Here is a 22,019-nt window from a genome sequence, read left to right as displayed (position 1 = left end):
TTCTTTTCTATAATATTTTAATGTCCCCTGCATAAATCGTTCGGATTATCCCATTGTCCTGAGTAAGCTGTAAAACGCCATCATCTGTAATTCCACTAGCAATCCCTTCAAAACGTTCACGTAATGTCTTCACCTCTATACGTTGACCAATTGTACAGGATAATTGCTGCCATAGCGTTTTGATACTCGCGAAGCCCTCTTTCACATATAACTCTGTAAATTGTTCTAAATAGTGCAAGATAGATGCCACAAGGGCTGCGCGGTTGATTTCTTCTCCAGCCTCTAATCGTAATGAAGTAGCTATATCTGCTATATCAGGTGAAAAATCAGCTGCTGCTTGGTTCGCATTTATGCCAATCCCAACAAGTAAAGCTTGCACAAGATCAGCCTCTGCCTGCATCTCCGTTAAAATACCTGTACATTTTTTGCCATTAATTAATAAATCGTTGGGCCATTTAATGGCTGGTTCTACATGCTTATATAATGTTTTGATAGCCATTGTAACTGCTACTGCCACCACAAGTGTATAGGAGGATGCCTGTTGGGGGGTAACATCAGGTCGTACAATAATGGTCATCCAAATCCCAGTACCATGTGCAGATTCCCAAGGACGCGCCATACGGCCACGCCCCGCTGTTTGTTCCTCACCAATAATGATCGTACCGTGTGGGGCTCCTTCTTGAGCTAGCTTATGCGCAATCGTTTGTGTAGAATCTACCACATCATAATAATGGATTTCACGTCCAAAATGCGCTGTCTTTAAAAAGAGCTCAATTTGGGTTGGATTCAAGCTATTAGGTACACCCGTCAATACATACCCCTTTTTCTTGATGGTTTCAAATGTATACCCTTCCTCCTGCAATGTCTGCATATGCTTCCAGACAGCCGTCCGAGAGACACCCAAAGAATCTGCTAATTCCTGACCTGAAACTGCTTCACCATCAGCAGCCAGTATTCTTTTTAAAATTTCGTCTTTCATGGAAATTGTCATCTTCACATCAATCCTTTAGTCAACTATGCTATTTTTTATGTAACCTATTTTGTCTTTATCATACTGTAAATCAGTCTAAATGACCACCAAAGATAAAAGCCGTCCCATGTTTCTGAGACGGCTGCTTGTTGTATATTGTGTTAGCCATAAGTCAGCCCCGCTTTCCTAGAAATAGTGCTGCTCTAGCCAGTTTTTAATCTGTTGTCGATCATTTTGGAGTTCATGATGAATAATAGCGCTCAACATGTCCTCCAATGCATCTTTTAGCCATGGTCCACCCTTTTTTCCAGACCATTTTAATAAATCCGCCCCATTCACCACTAAATCTTGCTTTTGCTGAATGGGCAGCATTGCCTGTAATTCTCGAATAGACAGCTGTGGTAGCGCTGCGTCCAATTGGCGAAGCCGTGCAAAATATTGGGCAGCCTCTAACTCTTGTGCTGTGTACATAAAATAATGGGTATTTGTCCATCCCTCTTTTAACGCTTCATATGCGCTCAAAACCGATTTGACAAACGCCATTTCTTTATTAGATAGGCGGTAATCTCTCACTATCTCTCGCCAATCTGTCCCTTGCAGTAAGGCAAAATAAGCCCAGCCCAAGAGCTTGTCCTCTGTATGAAAGCCACGCCAATACTCAGCCTGAAAGTCACCTGGTAAATAGGCAGCCAAACCACTTTCCTCTAATTTTTGAATACCACCAAAAACTGCTTGTCCTACCCATAGCTTATCGAGCTCTGCTTTGATCCGTTCCCTTGCGATAAAAGCAATATCAGATGCTCTAGTTTGAATCGCAGACATTGTATCTGCTGCTATGGCAAAATCAAGCTGTGCTGAAAAGCGTACCGCTCGCAGCATGCGTAAAGCGTCTTCTGAAAAACGTTGTTGTGCATCTCCTACTGCTCGAATCATATGCTTTTCAATATCTTGGTAACCACCGTAATAATCCACATAAGAGCCATCAAGACGCATTGCAATGGCATTCATCGTAAAGTCTCGACGTTGTAAATCTTCTTGCAGTGAACGTACAAATTGTACTTTTTCTGGACGACGGTGATCCGTGTATTCCCCGTCTGTCCGATAGGTAGTCACTTCAACAGGTCCAGCGGGTACGATAACAAGTACCGTCCCATGCTGAATCCCAATATCTACAGTTCGTGGAAATACCGATTTCACTTCTTCAGGCAAGGCATTTGTAGCAACATCTACATCATGAGCTGGGCGATTAAGTAAAGTATCCCTTACAGCGCCACCCACAATAACTGCCTCATAGCCAGCCTGTTCTAGTTGTTCAATGACTGAATAGGCTGCCTGCCATTCTTTATTGTTTTGCATGATTTCTTTCCGCAACCTTCTCATACATTTTTTCATATTGTTCAACAATTTTAGATGAGTGGAATTTGTTATCTACTGCACGGATGGCCGCTTCCCGGAAACGCAATAATAGCTCTTCATCCTGCAGTAAATGGGTCGCATACGCTGCAACTGCATCTGTGTCCCCTAATTCCACAATATAGCCATCTACACCATGTTCAATAACTTCTGGTATACCGCCTACATTTGACCCAATACAAGGTACGCCACAAGCCATTGCTTCTAATAAAACCAGTCCAAACGATTCCTGCTGTGAAAGTAGTAGTTTCATATCGCTAATCGCATATAATTCTGCTAAATTTTCCTGTTTCCCTAAAAATAAAACATCCTTCATATACAGACTTTCCTTTACTTGATCCATGACACGATGCTTTTCTGGACCATCTCCTACCAATAAGAGTTTCGCCTTCATATTAGCCCGAATTTTCATAAAGGCATCTATAATATCCGGAAGATTCTTAATTTTACGGAAGTTTGACACATGAATAAGCACTTTTTCATCTTCTTGAATACCAAATTGCTCTTTTAAATTTCCTGAATTACGAGGATAGTACTCACGCTCATCCACAAAGTTATAAATCGTTTCAATTGGTTTTACTGTATCAATCAATTCATAGGTTTGTTCTTTTAATGCATGTGACACCGTTGTCACAATATCAGATTTATCAATTCCATACTTAATGGCTTGTGACAACGTAGAATCTTGCCCAAGCACCGATATATCTGTGCCATGAAGGGTTGTGACGATGCCAACATCTCGACCACTCATTTCACGTGCTAATACCGCACATACCGCATGTGGGATGGCATAATGCACATGCAACACATCCAACTCTTCATCCTTAATGACGTCTGCCATTTTACTCGCTAATGCAATATCGTATGGAGAATATTGAAACACTGAATAATTATTAACTTCGACTTCATGGAAAAAGACGGTTGGATAAATTTTATTCAATCGAAATGGTACGCTTGAGGTGATGAAATGAATTTCATGTCCTCTTTCTGCAAGCATTTTGCCTAATTCTGTTGCAATGACACCAGAGCCACCAACTGTAGGATAACAGGTAATGCCGATTTTTAGCTTTTTCATTCGATGATCATCCTTTCTAAATCACGTCTTTTATTAGTTACGTCTTTCTTGTATCAGTCTCCAATCCACAAAGCCCTCTTGTAGGCCTTTTAATAATATTTCTGCTGTTCCCATATTTGTTGCCAGTGGCACTTGGTAAACATCACAAAGACGGATAAGTGCAGAAACATCTGGCTCATGTGGTTGTGCTGTTAATGGATCACGGAAAAAAATAACCATGTCCATATCGTTATTGGCAATCATAGCACCAATTTGTTGGTCGCCACCAAGCGGCCCCGAACGAAAACGTGTGACTTCTAAACCAGTAGCTTCAATGACACGTTGTCCCGTTGTTCCAGTAGCATATAGCGTATGTTCAAGTAAAATATCTTTGTAAGCAATAGCAAACTGTACTAAATTGTCTTTTTTACGATCATGTGCAATCAATGCGATTTTCATATAGCTTCCATCCCAATCTTTAGATGATGTTTTCTAAACCATAAACAAGCTGATCCATTTTCATAACCTCTTCTATGCAAAATGCAACGCCTGACATGAAGGAGTTTCGGTTTAATGAATCATGGCGAATCGTCAGTAGCTGCCCATCTCCTCCAAATAATACTTGCTGGTGTGCCACTAAACCAGGTAAACGAACGGAGTGAATGCGCATGCCATCAAAGTCTCCACCTCTTGCACCTTTAATGGTTTCCTTTTCCTCTGGGTGTCCTTGAGTCTTTTGCATACGGGCCTCTTGTATTAGCTGTGCTGTTTTTAACGCTGTCCCAGATGGTGCATCGAGCTTTTGATCATGGTGCATTTCAATAACCTCTACATCTGGTAAGTATTTGGCCGCTTCTTTTGCAAATTTCATCATTAGGATAGCGCCAATCGCAAAGTTTGGTGCAATAATGCAACCCAACTCTTTTTCTTTGGCCATGGCTGATAATTCTTCTAGTTGTGTATCTGTAAATCCTGTTGTACCAATTACAGGTCGTACATTTAAATTCAATGCTTCCTTAGTATGCTTATAGACTGCATGTGGGTTGGTTAAATCTACTAATACATCTGGTGCAGTGACTTCTACAAGGTCATGCATTTCAGTAAATATAGGTACCGTATAGCTTGCTGGAAACATGTCTAAATCAGCTAATGTTTTTCCTACTTCCTTATAATCTAGTACAGCTACTAATTCCATTTTGTCATGTTTCATGACCGTATGTACAGCCTCAGCCCCCATTTTTCCTCTTGCACCCGCAATGGCTACACGAATCGACATCATTCTTCATCCTTTCTAGTCCAACGATCCTTATCTCTAGTTTCAAATTTATGTATGACGCGTAAAAGTGCTTCATCTAGTTTAATACCTTGTGCATTTGCAAAACATACTAGTACAAAGAGAAAATCTCCTAGCTCTTCTTCAATGCTATTTGTGTCCTCTGTGCTTTTTTTCTTTTTTTGGCCATATACATCCTGAACCTCACGTGACAGTTCACCTAATTCTTCTGTTAAACGCGCAAGTAGCTCAAATGGTGGGAAATAGCCTTCTTTAAATTGTCCTATATAATCATCAACACGCTGTTGCAATGCTTGCATTGTTAATTGATCTGTCATTATCATCACGCTCCTATTTACCATCCTATAAAATTTACACCATTGTTGTCAAAACCAATAAAATGTCAGATAATAGATAACATTACTTCATTTGTTTGGAACTACAGGAGGTCAAATGCTAAAACAGATTAAAATTCGTAATATTATCGCAATTATGCTCGGAGCCGCCGTTTTTAGCTTCGGCTTTGTTCACTTCAACATCCAAAATCAGCTGGGTGAAGGTGGGCTAAGTGGGATTACACTCATACTGTACTTTACATTAGGATGGGACCCCGCCTTAATGAACCTATTATTAAATATTCCCATGTTTATCATAGGTTATCGATTGCTTGGAAAGAAATCATTTGTCTATACACTTGTCGGCACTTTATCTGTCTCTCTTTTTCTAAAGATTTTTCAAAAATACCAATTTACCATTCATTTAGAGGATGACATGTTACTTGTGGCACTTTTTGCTGGTGTCTTCGTCGGACTTGGACTTGGTATTGTTTTTCGCTTTGGCGGCACTACAGGTGGAGTCGATATTTTGGCTCGGCTTGGTCATAAATATTTTGGCTGGAGTATGGGGAAAACTATGTTTGTCTTCGATGCCATTGTCATCATCCTTTCGTGGCTAACGTTCTTAGATGCTCGATCGATGATGTATACACTAGTTGCTGTATTTGTAGGTGCTCGTGTTATTGACTTTGTCCAAGAAGGTGCCTACGCTGCACGTGGTGCTCTTATTATATCTGAAAAGTCTGGTGCAATTGCTGAAACGATCGCGCTACGAATGGAGCGAGGGATAACGATCTTAGAAGGTCATGGTCATTTTACCAAACAGCCTAAAGAAGTGATCTATTGTGTCATTGGCCGCAATGAAGTTGTACGATTAAAATCAATTGTGCATGAAGTCGACCCGCACGCCTTTGTTTCCATTATAGAAGTACGAGATGTGGCTGGGGAAGGCTTCACCTTAGACGATCAAAAGCAGCCACTGCATTAAGCATACGAAGATAAAAAACTTGCTATAGTGGTGTACCACTATAACAAGTTTTTTCTTAGTCGTCGCTACGCATATTTGTAAAAATTAACACTAAACGTAATAACTCAAGTACGGCTACTGCTGCCGCCGCTACATATGTTAGCGCTGCTGCACTTAACACTTTTCGTGCCGGACGTTCTTCTTCATTTGTAACAATACCTAATGAATTCATTTGAACTAAGGCACGCTTTGAAGCATCGAATTCCACTGGCAGTGTCACTAATTGGAAAACAACACCTGCTGCTAATAATATGATACCTAACAGCAAGAAATTCGTACTACTTGCAAAAATACCAATCATTACAAAAATCCAAGACATATTAGACGAAATATTTGCTACGGGAACGAGCTTACTACGTAATGTAAGCATAGAATAAGCTTCTTTATGTTGGATGGCGTGACCTACCTCATGGGCAGCAACCGCAGCACCTGCAACACTCGCTTCATAAAAGTTACTTTCTGATAAAGCAACTGTTTTTGTTGCCGGATTATAATGATCAGACAACACACCTTGCGTTGGCACAACTCGTACATCATATAAGCCGTTCGCATCTAAAATCGCACGCGCTACCTCTGCACCAGTCTGCCCCTTCATTGTACGTTGTTTTGCAAACTTCTTATACGTCCCCTTTACCTTCATCTGTGCATAAAGTGGGAGCAGCATAATAATGGCAAAATAAACAATATACATGCTAGTTGACAATTTTCTAACCCCTTTCTACCTCAATACTATAATTCTATAATTTATACCTTAATTCGGCAAATATTTGCGCTGCCTAATTGAGAAAATCGCAAGAAAAATACACGCAATGGATAACCAAAACGTAAAGTAACCAATATAGCTTGTGTATTGAGCTAAATCTCGATACATAGGCATTTGACCAAACACATAGTCAATGACATCATTATGCAATGTCCACACTGCTGCTATAGCTACATGCCAATAAGTGAAGACATACTTCTTCAAATAAAGTATAGCTTGGACTGCCATAGCAAAATGCGATCCAACTAACATCCAGCCCTGCCAGCCAATGGTACCAGTTTCAATCAATGTCCAAATATTCATAACATCTGCCCAAAGACCATACTTCACCAATGTAACGAGAGCGAGCACCTCCATTAGTGGCCAGCTTTTTCCTATAATCCATGCTATCAGCACAAAACAGAAGAATAGGCTAGCTGTCGGGCTATCAGGAACAAAAATATAAAAAATCGGCTTGGTAATAGCCAGCTGCCAACCGTACCAATAATAGCCGTAAATTGTCCCTAATAGATTAATAATGAGCAGTGCTAATAAGAATGATTTATGGGTCAGAAGATACCAAATATTTGCTCTTGTTAGTTGCATGAAGTCAACTCCTTCCGTTCTTAAAAAACATTCGTTATGTATTGTTCTGAAATCCTAGAGCAATCCCTCTACATTTCAATTGTTCCTCACCATCAATATGTGTTAGTTTGTTGATTTAATGCGCTTATTTGTCCCATTAATTTTGCCGCTGATGCTTCACTTTCGATACAACTAATACTTGCTGAATCCAGACAAAATAATATTTTTCGACATTTTTCGCTAAAAATTCTTATACCAGGGAACCTTTTAACTTGGCTCTCAGTCCCAATAGTATAACAAGGTAGAAAAAAAGAGCCAGTTCCCTGACTCTTTTACTATTACTCTGCTTTTAAACTTTCGATGAATTCAGCAAGTTTTTGAAGATCTTCATCTGAACCTGTCCATAATCCTGGTGGCATTTTACCGCTCTCAGTACCGTTATGAGCAATGTCCTTAATTTGATCAGCAGTTAAACCTGTGTTCATTAGAGTAGGCGCTCCAGCTCCACCTTCTAAACCTTCACCGTGACATGTAATACATGCTGAACCAGCGTAAACTTTATAACCTTCTGATTCTTTATCGAACTCAACTGTTTCTACAATCGCACCCATAGCTTTTTGAGCTTCCCAGTCGTGGTTAACAACTGACTCCCAAGTTAGGTAGAACATAGCAGCTAAAGTTAATAACATGAACGCTGTTGGTAATGGACGTTTAGATGGACGACGTTCTGGACCCTTGTCTAAAAATGGCATTAATAATAGCGCTCCAAATGCAAGACCTGGAATTACAATAGCTCCGATTACATTGTATGGACCAGAAGCAAATGAGTATTTTAAAAGTTGATACATAAATAAGAAGTACCAGTCCGGTAGCGGTGTATATGCTCTAGTTGGATCTGCCGGCCCTTCAAGTGGTGACGGGTGAGCGACAGTTAATAATAAGTATCCAATTAAAAATACAGCACCTACCATCCATTCCTTCAGTAAGAAGTTCGGCCAGAAAGCTTCCGTCTTACCTGGATATTCGGAATAATCCTTTGGAACATTCGGCATTCTGTGATTCGCTTTAATACGAGAATCGCCGACAAATTTCATTCCTTTTCCGCGATGCATAGTGTCCCCTCCTTTTAAAGATCATCGAACCGTCAAGACAATTACAACGGTCCTGAAATTCCTTGACGACGAATCATGATAAAGTGCGCTGCAAGTAACCCAAACAATACTGCAGGTAAGAAGAATACATGAATCGCAAAGAATCGAGTTAACGTTTGAGCACCAAGAATCGTAGTGTCACCCGCTAATAATATTTTAATCATCCCACCGATAAACGGTACAGATGCAGCAATTTCGATACCTACTTTAGTAGCGAATAATGCTTTCATATCCCATGGTAATAAGTATCCTGTAAAGCCAAGACCCATCATTACACCAAAAATACCTACACCAACCATCCAGTTTAACTCACGAGGTTTTTTATAAGAACCTGTGAAGAATACACGAAGTGTATGTAAGAACATCATTACGATAACTAATGAAGCTCCCCAGTGGTGCATACCGCGTACGATTTCACCAAATGCTACTTCGTTTTGTAAATAATAAACTGATTTCCAGGCATTCACAACGTCTGGTACATAGTACATTGTTAGGAACATACCAGATAGAATTTGAATTACTGTGATGAAGAATGTTAATCCACCAAAGCAATAAACGAATGCTGAAAAATGATGTGCAGGGTTAACGTGCTCTGGCACTTCGTGGTCGGCAATATCACGCCAAATCGGTGTAATATCTAGGCGTTCATCGACCCAATCATAAATTTTATTTAGCACTGTTGTCGTACCCCCTTACTTATTTAACTAGAGTATTTGCTTTTGCTGGACCAATCATTAAATAGCCATCTTTTTCTTGTACTTCAAATTCATCCAACGGACCTAGAGGCGGTGTACCTGCAACGTTTTTCCCGTTTTTCTCGTAACGACCTGCGTGACATGGGCAGAAGAATTGATCTGGGTGTCCAGAATCTCCACTCCAATCAACCATACATCCTAAATGCTTACAAACAGGTGATAGAGCAATGATTTGATCGCCATTTTTATAAACCCACGCTACGTTTGTAACATTCGATTTGTACCATGCATCCACTTGCTCGAATGAAAAGTCAACTTTGACAGGCTCTTCAGTGAGGTCAGCGATTTTATGCTCTGTTTCTACAAAATCTCCACCATCATGCTTTTGTAACACTGGATCAATTGCAAAGCGAAGCATCGGCATTAACATACCTGCCGCCATAAATCCACCTACACCAGTAAGAGTATAACTTAGAAATTGACGACGTGAAACTCGATTATTACTCATTATTTTCCCCCCTCTAACTTAAAGGTCAGTCCAACGGACATACTTTTACAAATAGTAATACTAGGACATATATATGATATATCAAGTCCATAGCTTGGTCAATATAGCATTCTGTGGAAAGCTGGAGAATGTGAACATTTATTGAAACTAATTGTTAAATCTGTGCCCATTTAGTCGAAAGCATTGGAATCACCTGGCGTAATTGATCTTCTAAAATAGATTTTTTCACACTTGCATCCATGCTCTCTAACGGAATAGCTGGTAACCAAACTATATTGACTTTCTCTTCACTCTTTGTCCAATAGTGGTCACAAGTAATGAAGAACACATGCTTAAATCCAGCATTATGTAATTGTGCTTCTAATTGCTGTGGAAATTCATCGTTTTTTAAATTTGTCATATAAGAAAATGGTGGCATAACTAATAAACGGCCTTTGAACTGTTGCTCTATAAACGAAGTTAAAGACATAACAAAATCTACTTCGGCACCACTCTGTTTCATTTTTTCAGAAGAGAGATCGATGGATACAAGTGGAACAATAGCGGTATCAATGAAATCCTTCTGTGCCAGAAACGATGTCACATCGTTTGCATTAAAATACATTCAACAAACCTCCTTTTATCGCAAAATAAAAATGCCCTTATCCACTCTAAAATAGGATACCCAATTAAAAGTGAAAACAATCATTCATTCACTAGTAATGTTACCATATTGAAGTGGATAAAGGACATTCAATTTTTACCTATGATTAACGTAAATTAGCCGTTCCCTTTAATGCTTGTAACAAATTAGACAATTCATAAAAGCGTTCTTCATCTCCCTGGTCGAGGGCTTCATCAATTTGTGCGAGTAATTTTTCTTCTTGGAATACGAGTAAGCTATTGGAAAGCAGCTCTTCTGCCAGTAAACGATCTTTTTCACTGACTAGCAGTGTTTCTGGCATATAAGGGTTTTCTTCGAGAACTGCTAAGTATTGTGCACTTGGTGGTATATTTGGAAAATTCAATTGTATATACATATCTTCTTGTTCATGTAAGCGTAAATCATGGAAAGACTTCTCAGCATCTGCTGTCATCACATTGCCTTTGTAGAAACGAAAAGGTACACCTGTTGAGTCTACTGTCGACATCACCATCGCTCTAGGACAATAGTGAGCTTCTTCCACAAATCGGATTCTTTTTAGTAAGTCATCATTGCTTAATAAATAATTTAAAATCCATACACACTCACGACGTTTCAATTGATAATTTTTTAAAAACCATCGAACAAATGCTTTTTTATCAACAACTGATACAGAAGCAGTCATACCCACTCCCTCCTTTACTCAAATTCTAAGGCTTCTAACTTCTCTTGCCACTCTGGTTCACCCGGTTGAATGTTGATTAATTGTCCAAGAACCTCTTTTGCCTCTGAACGTTTTCCTTCCTCTAATAAGAAGTAAACATATTTTTCTAAAAATGTTGCGTCTTCCTTAAAATCATTATATGCCAAACGGTAAAATTCGTATGCACGGTCGTACAATTCTAAATTTTCATATGCCTCTGCTGCAAATGGATATAATGTGCTCCATTCAAAATCATTTTGCTGTAGCGTTTCAAATAATTCGATAACATCCTCATGACGCTCCTGTTGTCCCAACACAGAAATAAGGGCTAATACCGCCTCCATGTACTCAGGATCCAACGCTATAGCTTCTCGCAGATGTTGCTCCGCTTCTTCTGGCAAACCATTTTTCAACGCCATTTTACCAGCAAATAAATACAATGATTTATCATATTCATCGCGTTTTAGCCCCTCTTGAATGGCCCCATAAGCTTTTTTATTATCCTCTGTCATAGCATAGCTTTCCGCAAGCAATAAATAGGCTGAGAAGTAATCCGGATCTAATTCTTTCAATTCCTCTAGTTGTTTAATAGCCATCTCGTACTTTTGTGATTGGAAAGCGGAATAAGCCGCTCCAAATAAAATATCTGGCTTTACCTCATCCTCAAGGGCCTTGACATAATAATCAAAAGCCGTTTCATAGGCAGCCCCTGCACGATACACCTCTGCCAATCGTTCAACAAGTTGAATACCTGCAAATTCATTTTGCTGCTCATATAAGTCTTCGTACAACCTTGCAGCTTCTAAAAAACGACCTGTTTCAAATAAAAGTTCTGCTTTAGCAAAATGTAATAACGGCTCGTCAGGTAAAATCGCTAATGCTTCATTTATACGTTTTTCTGCAACCTCAAATAACCCCTGCATTTGATAATAATCGGCTAGAACTAATAAGGCTTGCGGATATTCTGGTGATGCTTCTTCGATTTCTAATAATAAATCCAATGCTTCATCTTCATCACCAAGCTCCATTAATACATTTGCACGATCTATTTTTAACTGTGCCTCTTCTGGGAATAAAAATTGTAAATGCTCCAGCACACGGTCAGCTTCTTTCATGTACCCATACTGCATAAAAATCTCAGCGAGTGCATAAATCTCCTCAGGTAGCTCCTTCGTTAAAAATGATTCTAGTAGCTGATCTATTAATGCTAAGTCCCCTTGTTCAAGTGCTTGCATCATTTCAGTCATCGCATTGTTCACAGTCATTCACCTATTCTTTCATTGATACCTTTATGCTACAAAACATTTACCATTGAAACAAGAAAAAACTCCCCAAAAGCTGGAGAGTCTATCTTGAATTGTTATTTCACTGCCTCAATATGTTCAAAGAACGATGGGTAGGATACAGCAATGCATTGTGCATCATCTAATGTTACGGCTCCATCCGAAATTAGAGCTGCAACAGCCCCCATCATACCAATTCGATGATCGCCGTATGTGCGAAGACTTGCACCTTTTAATGGTGTTGGTCCATTAATGATCATTCCATCTTCTGTTGCTTCTATTTGTGCACCTAGCTTTTTCAATTCAGTTACAACCGCCGTGATGCGATCCGTTTCCTTCACTTTTAGCTCCTCAGCATCTTTAATGATTGTTTGACCATGTGCTTGCGTAGCGAGTAAGGCAAGGATCGGAATTTCATCAATTAAACGAGGAATAATGTCCCCCTCAATTGTTGTGCCTGTTAAAGTAGATGTGGCCATTTGAATGGTTGCTGTAGGTTCAGCTTGATTATCCTCATTCGGTGTCACGGTCATTGTTGCGCCCATTTTTTCAAGTACCTCGACAATGCCATCACGCGTTGGGTTAATACCAACATTATTTAATGTTACGTGACTATGCTCACAAATGGCTCCTGCCACTAAGAAGAAGGCTGCCGAGGAAATATCCCCTGGAACAGCAACATGTGTCCCGCTGAGAGACTGTCCGCCTTCAATGGAGACAACGCCATTGTCTACTTCTACCTGTGCACCAAATTGTCGCAGCATTCGCTCTGTGTGATCTCTTGAAACTTCCATTTCTCTAACAATCGTTGTTCCTTCAGCACGCAAGCCTGCTAGTAAAATAGCAGATTTCACTTGTGCACTTGCTACAGGCATCTTGTAATCGATGGCCTGTAGTTTTGTACCTTGTATAGCAAGGGGTGTGTACTGCCCGTCAGCACGCCCTGTAATATGAGCACCCATTTGACGCAGTGGGTCTATCACACGTCGCATTGGTCGTTTGCCGATAGATGCATCTCCCGTCATCACGGAATGAACCGAAGAACCAGCTAAAATACCCAACATTAAGCGTGTTGTTGTGCCAGAGTTACCCGTATACAACACGTCTGTTGGCTCCTGCCAGCCATCCATGCCAGGACTATGAATCGTTACATTAGTTCCTTCGACCTCAATTTGAACGCCAAGCTTCTGGAAGCAATCGATTGTACTTAAACAATCTTCCCCTAGTAAAAAGCCCTCTACTGTCGTTGTCCCGCTAGCAATGGCTCCAAACATGACAGAACGATGGGATACAGATTTATCGCCTGGAATGGTTAAAGTGCCCTGTAAAGAAGGCTTATTGTATTGCAAAATTTTTTCACTCATAAACTTTCTTCCCTTCAATATGAAGATAGAAAGCGCCGAAATACCGACGCTTTCTTATGCTATGAAATATACGTTTCGAAATTTGCTCGTTGTTGGATACATGACGCAGCACGTTCGCGATCATTTTCGCTTTGGAAGCTAATAACGAGAATACCGAAAACATCTTCACGTGATTCAACGATTCGTAGATTCGTAATACTGATCGCTTCATCCGCTAACAAGCCCGTCACTTCTGAAATAACGCCTGGATAGTCAGGAACATCAACATATAAGTCAAATGGCGTATACATGGCCCCTGCACTAATCGGCAATTCATCTCTCAGCTCTTTGGCAACAGAAAAATAGTTTTCAATAGCCTGTGAAGAACCATCCGTCAGCAGTTCCTTAATGCGAGTCATTTCTTTTTCCCAGCCTTCTAACTGAGTAAGTAGCTCCTCACGATTTTGTAGCGTAATATCTCGCCATAAAACGGGGTTCGAGGAAGCAATTCGTGTAACATCACGAAAACCGCCTGCTGCAAGCGAGCGTGTCATCGGGTATTCTCCATTTTCCTCACCTAATTGATGGACCAGTGAGGCTGCGATAACATGTGGAAAATGACTCACCACAGCTGTCATATGGTCATGTTCACTCGCAGATACACTGACTACTTTTGCATGTGTAAATTTTAGCAAACTTTCAAGCTTAGCCATATGAACGATTTCTTCTCCAGCAAGCGGCGTCAGCATATAATACGCATTTTCAAAAAGATGCGCCTTTGCAGCCAACACACCACTTTTATGAGAACCTGCCATTGGATGTCCACCAATGAATGTAATGCCAAGCTCACGTAATTCGCTGGCCTTTTGCATAATTAATTTTTTTGTACTCCCAGTATCTGTTATAATGACTTTATTTTTTAATGGCCATGATTTTAATTGCTCCATCCACACAAGTGTTGCATTAACAGGTGTACCAAAGATAATGATATCGACATCTGCCGCAACAGCCTGCGGATCTGTAACAATCTCATGCACAATATTTAATGTTTTTGCATGCTCACGTGTTTGTGTATCCATATCATAGCCAATAATTTTTGTTTCGGGTGCTTTTTGCAAAGCAAGGGCAATCGAACCGCCGATTAAGCCTAGCCCAATAACGAGTACTTTGCGTGTCATGCAAATACTCCTTGCTGTGTTAATACTTCGTCAAGCTGGCTAAGTAATGCTGCATTTTGTGCCTCTGTACCAATTGTGACACGGATAAACCCTTGTAATCCTAGAGCATTGCCACTGCGGACAATAAAGCCTCTTTTCATCAGCTCTTGGAAGACAACATCACTATCAGCTTGAGTATCAAAGAAAATAAAGTTCGTATCAGATGGGAAGTATTTTAAATTATGCTTTTCACAGAATTCTACATATTGCTTTTTGCCGTTTTCATTGGCTTCACGACATGCTTCAATGTAAGCTTGATCGCTGAGTGCAATAGCTGCCACAGCTTGACTTAAGATTGTATTATTAAATGGTGCGCGAACAGGATCAAGCTTAGCAATAACGCCAGCTTGCCCAATCGCATAGCCAACACGGAATGAAGCTAGTCCATAGGCTTTAGAAAATGTACGTAATAAAAGTACATTCGGATATTCATCAATGATTGGTAACGTATCCTTATGGCCAGGATGTGTTACATATTCAATGTAAGCTTCATCCAACACGACAAGGACATCGCTTGGTACTTTTGCAAGAAAAGCACGTAATGCCGTATCAGGTATGACAACTCCTGTAGGATTATTTGGACTACATACCCAAACAATCGATGTTTGGTCATCAATTGCAGCTGCCATGCTATCTAAATCGTGGGCACCTTCAACACAAGGAATTTTTCGTACCTCAGCACCTTCAATTTCAGCGTTGTGCCAGTATTGAGAGAAGGAAGGATCCGCCATAATCGTATTTACTCCTGGATACAACAGTGCACGCGTAATAATAGCAATAATGTCATCAGAGCCGTTGCCAAAAAGAAGCTGTGTTTCCTTGACACCTAGATGATCCGCAACAGCTGTACGTAAATTTTGTGCATAGCCATCTGGATAAAGGGCATGATTCACTGCATTATTTTGTAAATAAGCTGTTACCTTAGGTGAGCACCCAAACGGATTTTCATTCGATGCCAATTTAATGACTTCCTTTAAGCCGTATTCACGTTGTACTTCTTCAATTGGTTTCCCTGGCTTATATGCTTGCATACCGTCCAATTGTTGTTTCCACTTCATCTAAAACATCTCCTCTACTTATTTAGCCTGCGCCAAATCTGGTCTTAATTTCACTGCATCGTTGAGATACAAGTGCTTTACATCTTTTTGGGCTACCTCTACGTTCGCATGAATTAATACACGAATACATAAAGGTAAAGCGTTCGGCACATCCATTTCATGTGTACACATAACAGGGACATATTGCCAGCCGTCCATCAAGCGTACTGCACGGGCAGGAAATGCAGAGGTAATATCTGGCGTTGTAGAAATAAGGATTGATGCAATATCATCGATCTCCACATGATTTGCTGCCACAACCTCACGCACTAATCTTGCTGTCTCATCCCATACAAGCTCTGGCCTGTCCGATTCAATTGTTATTGCTCCTCTAAGTCCACGAATCATACAAGCACCTCCGCTAATAACTGTCTATATTCGGCATCTACTTCTCTGCATTCTTCTAAATCAACGGCTCTCACAAAAGGTTTACCTATCTCTTCCAAAAGAACGAACTGTAAAATGCCATATTCCACTTTTTTATCTTTCATTAAATAACTAGTTAACTGTTCAAATGAATAATCATTCACAGGCTCAAATGGATAGCCATTTTTCACTGCGAACTGTAAAAATGTCTTGGTGAACGCTCGCTCCAGCTTTCCGTAACGCTCGCTTAACAATAGGCTATAGACCAACCCCATCATTACGGCTTCTCCATGTGCTACTTTGCCATAACCAGCTGCCGCCTCAATGGCATGTCCATATGTATGGCCTAAGTTTAAAAATTTCCGAACGGACTGCTCTGTTTCATCCTGAGCTACGATTTGAGCTTTCACTTCAATTCCTTTTTTCAGCTGCTTGGCCAGTTCATTTTGATTAAAATGAATCACTGAATCAGCTGTCATTAATTCCTCTAACCAAATAGAATCAGAAATCATCGCATGTTTAATTAACTCTGCTGTTCCTGAACGCACTTCACGTTCGGATAAGCTTTCGGTAAGAGCCGTATCGTAAATAACACCTTCAGGCTGATAAAATGCACCAATCATATTCTTTCCTAACGGATGATTAATAGCTGTTTTACCACCAACTGCAGAATCATGGGCTAAAATGGTCGTTGGAATTTGAATAAAAGGAATTCCACGCATATAGGTTGCCGCAACGAAGCCTGTTAAATCGCCGACAGCTCCACCCCCAAAAGCAAAAACAAATGATTTTCGCGAGCATTTTTGTTCCAATAAAAATGTTTGAGCAGCATTGTATTGTTCAAAGGTTTTACAAGCTTCACCACCAGGTAAAATAAAAACCTCAAAATCATATGGGAAATTTGCCTTGAAATAATCTCCCTGTGCAGCCCAAACATTGCTATCTGTAAATACGATCAGCTTATCTGCTTTTTGAAGTTTATCTGCAAATGCTTGAACAGCTTCAGTTAGAAATTGATGACCGAGAACAACTTCATACTGATGCGATTTTGTTGCAACTGGTACACGCATAAATCAGAACCCCTTTGTATATTGACGATGCTCGTCAATTTGAGCTTGTAATTGAGGTAGTTGATCACTATGAAATTGCTCCAAAATAGCATTCGCTATTTCCCAGGCAATAACATGTTCTGCAACTACAGATGCTGCGGGTACTGCACAGCTATCAGAGCGCTCAACGCTTGCTTTAAATGGCTCTTTTGTTTCGATATCCACACTTTGTAATGGTTTGTATAATGTAGGAATTGGTTTCATGACACCACGTACGACAATCGGCATTCCTGTTGACATACCGCCCTCTAAGCCACCGAGTCGATTCGTTGCTCGTGTGTAGCCCTCTTCTTCAGACCAAATAATTTCATCATGCACTTCAGAGCCTTTACGTCGTGCCATTTCAAAACCTAGACCAAATTCTACACCTTTGAATGCATTGATCGATAGCATGGCTGCTGCTAGTTTCGCATCAAGCTTACGATCATAATGCACATAAGAGCCGACACCTGCTGGCATACCTTCGACAATGACTTCTACAACACCACCGATAGAATCTCCAGCTTTTTTCGCCTCATCAATAGCCTCTACCATTTTGGCAGACGCTACAGGGTCAGCACAGTAACAAGGATCTGCTTCGACAATAGCACGAATTTCTTCTGTTGTTTTTCCTTCTAGTACAGATGTATCTGCCTTAATTCCTACGATTTCAGTCACATGTGCAACAATGGAAATGCCTAATTCATTGAGTAAAGCTTTTGCCACAGAGCCGACTGCTACACGCACAGTTGTTTCACGTGCAGAAGAACGCTCTAATACATTGCGTAAATCACGGTGACCATATTTCATGCCCCCAACTAAATCCGCATGACCTGGACGAGGTCGTGAAATTTGACGCTTAATATCTTCAGGATTAATATCATCTGCTAATGGCTCAGCACCCATAATTTTAGTCCAGTGCTTCCAGTCATCATTTGTTACAACTAGTGCGACAGGAGAGCCAAGTGTTTGACCATGTCGAACACCAGCAACAATCTCTACTGTATCTGTTTCGATTTGCATGCGGCGCCCCCGTCCATGACCTCCTTGGCGTCGTTTTAAATCATGATTAATTTTTTCTGCTGTAATGGGTAAGAGTGACGGTAAACCCTCAATAATTGTCGTTAATTGAGGTCCGTGTGACTCTCCTGCTGTTAAGTAACGCATAAACACTTTCTCCCTTCAACTCGCTAAAGTATGTATTTTTCACTATAACATATATTCTTTAAAAAAACAGTCCTTTTACAAATGTCTTTTCAGTACACCCCATTTCCATCGTTCTAAATGCGAATATTCTGAACGACGTCTATAAAGGAAATCGGTGTACTACTGAAATGGCGTGCTGAATTGTATCCATTACGCTACAGCATAATTGCCGCTGACGTTTCGCCTTCGATACAACATGCATTTGACAAAGTACTCGTTGCACTACTAAAGTGAAGTGCTAAATTTTATAAAAAATACGCCTTTGCTTATGATAAGCGAAAAGCGTATGAAATATCTATGTTTAATACTTGCTTACTATATGTACAAGACTATTTTGGTCATTTGTACAAAGCTTTTCATCCATATTATTAGCTATTTTTCCGATAGAAGAACGTGTCCTCTACATCAAATTCATAACGTGCTGGATTAAAAATTTGCTCTGTTGAGCCAACAAATAAAATACCATCTTTGCGCAGGGCTTTACTAAAATTATTATAAATTTGATCTTTTGCATCTTCTGTGAAATAGATCATGACATTGCGACAAACAATTAAATCATAATGGCTGTCGTAGGAATCATTCAGTAAATTATGTTTCTTAAAGGTTACACAACGCTTAATTTCATCCTTCACTCGATAGTAGGAGCCCTCTTGTTCAAAATACTTTGCTTTAATGTCACTTGGCACCTCTGCTAAAGAACGTTCAGGATAAACACCTAATTTCGCTTTTTGTATGACATTCTCATCTAAATCAGTAGCAATAATTTGAATTTGAGATAAAGGCACCAATTGAGATAATACCATTACTAAAGAATATGGCTCTTCTCCTGTTGAACAAGCAGCACTCCAAATTTTTAAACGCTTATTTGTTTGTAATAGCTTCGGCAAGATTTTCTTTTGTAATACTTCCCAACGCTTTCCATTGCGATAAAATTCAGAAACATTAATCGTCATACGATCTAAAAATTCATTCATTAAATCACGATCTTGTTCAAGTGCCTTTAGAAAGTCTACAAAATTACGATAGCCCTTTTTCTCATAAAGAGAGGTTAATCGTCTTTTCATTTGCGCTTCTTTATATAACGCTAAATCTATTCCTGTTTTGCGCTTAATACCTTCTATAAATTGTTCATAATCAGACATATGGTCATCTTCCCCTCTAGCGTCGTATTTCCATTATAGCGGAAAAGTCCCAATCCTGAAATAGTCTTTCTTGGGTAAGCCAATCTACTTGCTTGCATTTTGTTTTTCTTCTAATAGTAACACTTTCGACTGTTCTAATTCTAGGCGCATTTTTTCTGTTTCTATCGTATACGTTTCCAATCTAAGCTTTTCTAACTCTACTTCTTTCTCAACAGCCTTCAGTTTAATTTTTTGTTGTCTTGTGCGAGCGTCTGTAAAAATCCCAGCTAATGAAATAATGACGCCTCCAATAATCGCTACAATGGCAATTGACAATCCATCCACATCCTTTCGTTACTAAGATTATACGGCAAAATGGAAAAAATAGTTTCATTTTTCAGGAATTTATCTTCTTCTAATACAATATTTTTTGCATTAGTCAGTAGTTGTTCAGATGCACTGATATATAATAAATTTCGCACAAAAAATGAAGGTAGTTTTTCACTACCTTCATGCTAACCATTGTATTAAACTTGTACGCGATACGCCTTTAAATCTTCTCGTAATTTGGCCTTTAGGAATTTACCTACTGACGTTTTCGGTACCTCTTCAATGAAGACGATATCATCAGGAATCCACGTTTTATGGAATTGCTTCTGTAAACTCTCTAGTAGCTCTGCCTTGGTAATCGATTCTTTAAATTCAGGCTTCGCTACCACACATGCTAATGGTCGCTCCAACCATTTTTCATGCGGAATAGCAATAACAGCAGCCTCAAATACTTTTGGATGGGACATCAATGCATTTTCAAGCTCTACAGAAGAAATCCATTCGCCACCACTCTTAATTAAATCCTTTGTACGATCGGTAATTTTTATATAGCCATCTGCTGTCATCACCGCGATGTCGCCTGTATAGAGCCAACCATCTTTAAAGGCTTCATCTGTGCGCTCATCATGATAGTACTCATTAGCAATCCACGGACCTCGAATCGTTAGTTCTCCCATCGTTTTGCCATCCCATGGCACTTCACCATGTTCATTGACTACCCGTGTTTCAATTAGAGGCATGGTCATACCTTGCGTAATTCGAACATGCATTTTCTCATCAGCTGTGTAGTCTTGCATATGGGTTAAATAGGTGGAGAGACTTACGAGCGGTGATGTCTCGGTCATACCATAGCCTGTCATGTAAGGGATATTGAGTTCTTGTTCAAAGCCTCGAATTAGGCCAATTGGTGAGGCAGATCCCCCACAAACAATTAATCGCATCGATGATAAATCACGCGGATTTTGACGTTGCTCCTGTAAAACCCCTAGCCATATCGTAGGTACTCCTGCCGTCAACGTTACTTTATATACGTCAAATAACTCAAGTAAAAGCTGTGGTGTAAACATCGGACCTGGTAAGACCTGTGTAGCACCAAATGCGACACTGGCAAAAGGTAATCCCCATGCATTAGCATGGAACATTGGGACAACTGGTAACACTACATCCGATTCACAAATAGCAATACTATCAGCAAGGCCAGCCGTTAAACTATGCAGAACGATGCTACGATGAGTATAAACAACTCCCTTGGGCATGCCTGTCGTTGCACTTGTATAGCACATGCCAGCAGGTGTATTTTCATCTAAATCTTCTGGGAATACGAAATGTTCATTGGCCTCAGCGAGCAAAGCCTCATAAGAAAGAGCATTTGGGATGGGGATAGATTCGACTGCAACAGCATCTCCCATAATGATAAAATGTTTTACCGTTTTCAGCTGTGACAAGATTGGTGCAATAAGTGGTACTAGATTATCATCAATTAGTAATATTTCATCCTCTGCATGATTGATGACATAAGCAATGTGCTCAGGTGCTAACCGAATATTAATCATATGCAGTACTGCTCCTGCACATGGGACTGCAAAATAGGCTTCCAAATGTCGATGGTGATTCCAAGCAAATGTGCCTACCTTCATACCTCGCTCCATTCCAAGCTTGGTAAGTGCATCCGCTAATCGGCGCGTTCGTTTAACATATTCTTTATACGTAAACTCATGAATAGTTGTCGCACTTGTTCTAGAATAAATTTTCTTCGAATGAAAAAATCGTTCTGCGCGATTCAAAAAACTTGTTAATAATAAAGGTGTGTCCATCATATGCATTATACCGCGTCCCTTCATACATCAAATTTTGAAACGACCAAGACTACTAGCTGCGACAAACCACTTC

At 40.0% G+C, this 22,019-nt stretch carries 24 protein-coding genes; 1 reads left to right on the top strand and 23 read right to left on the bottom strand.

Annotation, left to right across the window (positions count from 1 at the left end; genetic code table 11):
• Positions 1 to 7: 7 nt before the first annotated feature.
• The 6 genes from NV349_RS07290 to NV349_RS07265 form a co-directional block, all read right to left on the bottom strand.
• A complete protein-coding gene (locus NV349_RS07290; RefSeq protein WP_036124524.1) occupies positions 8 to 991 on the bottom strand; it encodes a biotin--[acetyl-CoA-carboxylase] ligase in 984 nt (327 codons plus the stop codon).
• 165 nt (positions 992 to 1,156) lie between these two features.
• The gene (locus NV349_RS07285; RefSeq protein WP_036124526.1) at positions 1,157 to 2,326 is read right to left on the bottom strand and encodes a CCA tRNA nucleotidyltransferase; all 1,170 of its coding nucleotides are present in this window, start codon (positions 2,324 to 2,326) and stop codon (positions 1,157 to 1,159) included.
• Entirely contained in the window at positions 2,313 to 3,458 is a 1,146-nt protein-coding gene (gene bshA / locus NV349_RS07280) for an N-acetyl-alpha-D-glucosaminyl L-malate synthase BshA (protein ID WP_101966333.1), read from the bottom strand. The genes NV349_RS07285 and bshA overlap by 14 nt, the downstream gene beginning before the upstream one ends.
• A gap of 33 nt (positions 3,459 to 3,491) precedes the next feature.
• The gene (mgsA, locus tag NV349_RS07275) at positions 3,492 to 3,896 is read right to left on the bottom strand and encodes a methylglyoxal synthase (RefSeq protein ID WP_036124530.1); all 405 of its coding nucleotides are present in this window, start codon (positions 3,894 to 3,896) and stop codon (positions 3,492 to 3,494) included.
• A gap of 19 nt (positions 3,897 to 3,915) precedes the next feature.
• A complete protein-coding gene (gene dapB, locus NV349_RS07270) occupies positions 3,916 to 4,713 on the bottom strand; it encodes a 4-hydroxy-tetrahydrodipicolinate reductase (protein ID WP_058844256.1) in 798 nt (265 codons plus the stop codon).
• Positions 4,713 to 5,048 (bottom strand): nucleotide pyrophosphohydrolase, encoded by a 336-nt coding sequence (locus tag NV349_RS07265; RefSeq protein ID WP_036124534.1) that lies wholly within the window; start codon positions 5,046 to 5,048, stop codon positions 4,713 to 4,715. The genes dapB and NV349_RS07265 overlap by 1 nt, the downstream gene beginning before the upstream one ends.
• 115 nt (positions 5,049 to 5,163) lie before the next feature.
• Between NV349_RS07265 and NV349_RS07260 the strand changes: the two genes are divergently transcribed.
• Positions 5,164 to 6,033 carry a YitT family protein gene (locus NV349_RS07260; protein WP_004232676.1) on the top strand — a complete coding sequence of 290 codons (870 nt, stop codon included), beginning with the start codon at positions 5,164 to 5,166 and terminating at the stop codon, positions 6,031 to 6,033.
• A gap of 55 nt (positions 6,034 to 6,088) precedes the next feature.
• Here the strand turns inward: NV349_RS07260 and NV349_RS07255 are convergent, their stop codons facing one another.
• From NV349_RS07255 to NV349_RS07175, 17 genes are all read right to left on the bottom strand, one after another.
• Complete coding sequence (locus tag NV349_RS07255) at positions 6,089 to 6,763, bottom strand: zinc metallopeptidase (RefSeq protein ID WP_058844265.1); 675 nt, start codon at positions 6,761 to 6,763, stop codon at positions 6,089 to 6,091.
• 60 nt (positions 6,764 to 6,823) lie between these two features.
• A complete protein-coding gene (locus NV349_RS07250) occupies positions 6,824 to 7,420 on the bottom strand; it encodes a lipoprotein heptaprenylglyceryl N-acetyltransferase LhaT (RefSeq protein ID WP_249646082.1) in 597 nt (198 codons plus the stop codon).
• Between the two features lie 317 nt (positions 7,421 to 7,737).
• Positions 7,738 to 8,511 carry a menaquinol-cytochrome c reductase cytochrome b/c subunit gene (locus tag NV349_RS07245; RefSeq protein ID WP_036123182.1) on the bottom strand — a complete coding sequence of 258 codons (774 nt, stop codon included), beginning with the start codon at positions 8,509 to 8,511 and terminating at the stop codon, positions 7,738 to 7,740.
• Positions 8,512 to 8,552: 41 nt separating this feature from the next.
• The gene (qcrB, locus tag NV349_RS07240; protein ID WP_036123184.1) at positions 8,553 to 9,227 is read right to left on the bottom strand and encodes a menaquinol-cytochrome c reductase cytochrome b subunit; all 675 of its coding nucleotides are present in this window, start codon (positions 9,225 to 9,227) and stop codon (positions 8,553 to 8,555) included.
• Between the two features lie 19 nt (positions 9,228 to 9,246).
• Positions 9,247 to 9,753: a QcrA and Rieske domain-containing protein gene (locus NV349_RS07235; RefSeq protein WP_036123187.1), complete on the bottom strand. Its 507-nt coding sequence runs from the start codon at positions 9,751 to 9,753 to the stop codon at positions 9,247 to 9,249.
• 154 nt (positions 9,754 to 9,907) lie between these two features.
• Positions 9,908 to 10,357 carry a YpiF family protein gene (locus NV349_RS07230; RefSeq protein ID WP_036123190.1) on the bottom strand — a complete coding sequence of 150 codons (450 nt, stop codon included), beginning with the start codon at positions 10,355 to 10,357 and terminating at the stop codon, positions 9,908 to 9,910.
• Between the two features lie 145 nt (positions 10,358 to 10,502).
• Entirely contained in the window at positions 10,503 to 11,060 is a 558-nt protein-coding gene (locus tag NV349_RS07225) for a ReoY family proteolytic degradation factor (RefSeq protein WP_271912781.1), read from the bottom strand.
• Positions 11,061 to 11,074: 14 nt separating this feature from the next.
• Positions 11,075 to 12,343: a tetratricopeptide repeat protein gene (locus tag NV349_RS07220; protein WP_080717083.1), complete on the bottom strand. Its 1,269-nt coding sequence runs from the start codon at positions 12,341 to 12,343 to the stop codon at positions 11,075 to 11,077.
• Between the two features lie 95 nt (positions 12,344 to 12,438).
• On the bottom strand, positions 12,439 to 13,725 hold the full coding sequence (gene aroA, locus NV349_RS07215; protein WP_249646081.1) for a 3-phosphoshikimate 1-carboxyvinyltransferase: 1,287 nt from the start codon (positions 13,723 to 13,725) through the stop codon (positions 12,439 to 12,441).
• A gap of 59 nt (positions 13,726 to 13,784) precedes the next feature.
• Positions 13,785 to 14,882: a prephenate dehydrogenase gene (locus tag NV349_RS07210; protein ID WP_249646080.1), complete on the bottom strand. Its 1,098-nt coding sequence runs from the start codon at positions 14,880 to 14,882 to the stop codon at positions 13,785 to 13,787.
• Positions 14,879 to 15,979 carry a histidinol-phosphate transaminase gene (hisC, locus tag NV349_RS07205; RefSeq protein WP_058844252.1) on the bottom strand — a complete coding sequence of 367 codons (1,101 nt, stop codon included), beginning with the start codon at positions 15,977 to 15,979 and terminating at the stop codon, positions 14,879 to 14,881. Before hisC ends, NV349_RS07210 begins: the two co-directional genes overlap by 4 nt.
• 18 nt (positions 15,980 to 15,997) lie before the next feature.
• Positions 15,998 to 16,366, bottom strand: a complete 369-nt coding sequence (gene aroH / locus NV349_RS07200; RefSeq protein WP_036123206.1) for a chorismate mutase — start codon at positions 16,364 to 16,366, stop codon at positions 15,998 to 16,000.
• Positions 16,363 to 17,454 (bottom strand): 3-dehydroquinate synthase, encoded by a 1,092-nt coding sequence (gene aroB / locus NV349_RS07195; RefSeq protein WP_249646078.1) that lies wholly within the window; start codon positions 17,452 to 17,454, stop codon positions 16,363 to 16,365. Before aroB ends, aroH begins: the two co-directional genes overlap by 4 nt.
• A 3-nt stretch (positions 17,455 to 17,457) precedes the next feature.
• The gene (gene aroC, locus NV349_RS07190; RefSeq protein ID WP_036123213.1) at positions 17,458 to 18,639 is read right to left on the bottom strand and encodes a chorismate synthase; all 1,182 of its coding nucleotides are present in this window, start codon (positions 18,637 to 18,639) and stop codon (positions 17,458 to 17,460) included.
• 407 nt (positions 18,640 to 19,046) lie between these two features.
• Complete coding sequence (locus NV349_RS07185; protein ID WP_036123217.1) at positions 19,047 to 19,820, bottom strand: CheR family methyltransferase; 774 nt, start codon at positions 19,818 to 19,820, stop codon at positions 19,047 to 19,049.
• An 84-nt stretch (positions 19,821 to 19,904) separates the two neighbouring features.
• Complete coding sequence (locus tag NV349_RS07180) at positions 19,905 to 20,135, bottom strand: hypothetical protein (RefSeq protein ID WP_016994411.1); 231 nt, start codon at positions 20,133 to 20,135, stop codon at positions 19,905 to 19,907.
• Between the two features lie 191 nt (positions 20,136 to 20,326).
• Positions 20,327 to 21,952, bottom strand: a complete 1,626-nt coding sequence (locus tag NV349_RS07175) for a long-chain fatty acid--CoA ligase (RefSeq protein WP_271912778.1) — start codon at positions 21,950 to 21,952, stop codon at positions 20,327 to 20,329.
• Positions 21,953 to 22,019: the final 67 nt, after the last annotated feature.

The organism is Lysinibacillus sp. OF-1 (genome assembly GCF_028356935.1).
In the GTDB taxonomy this organism is placed as follows: Bacteria; Bacillota; Bacilli; order Bacillales_A; family Planococcaceae; genus Lysinibacillus; species Lysinibacillus fusiformis_D.
The sequence above is the reverse complement of the archived record's forward strand: the minus strand, read 5'-3'. Positions and strand labels throughout refer to the sequence as shown.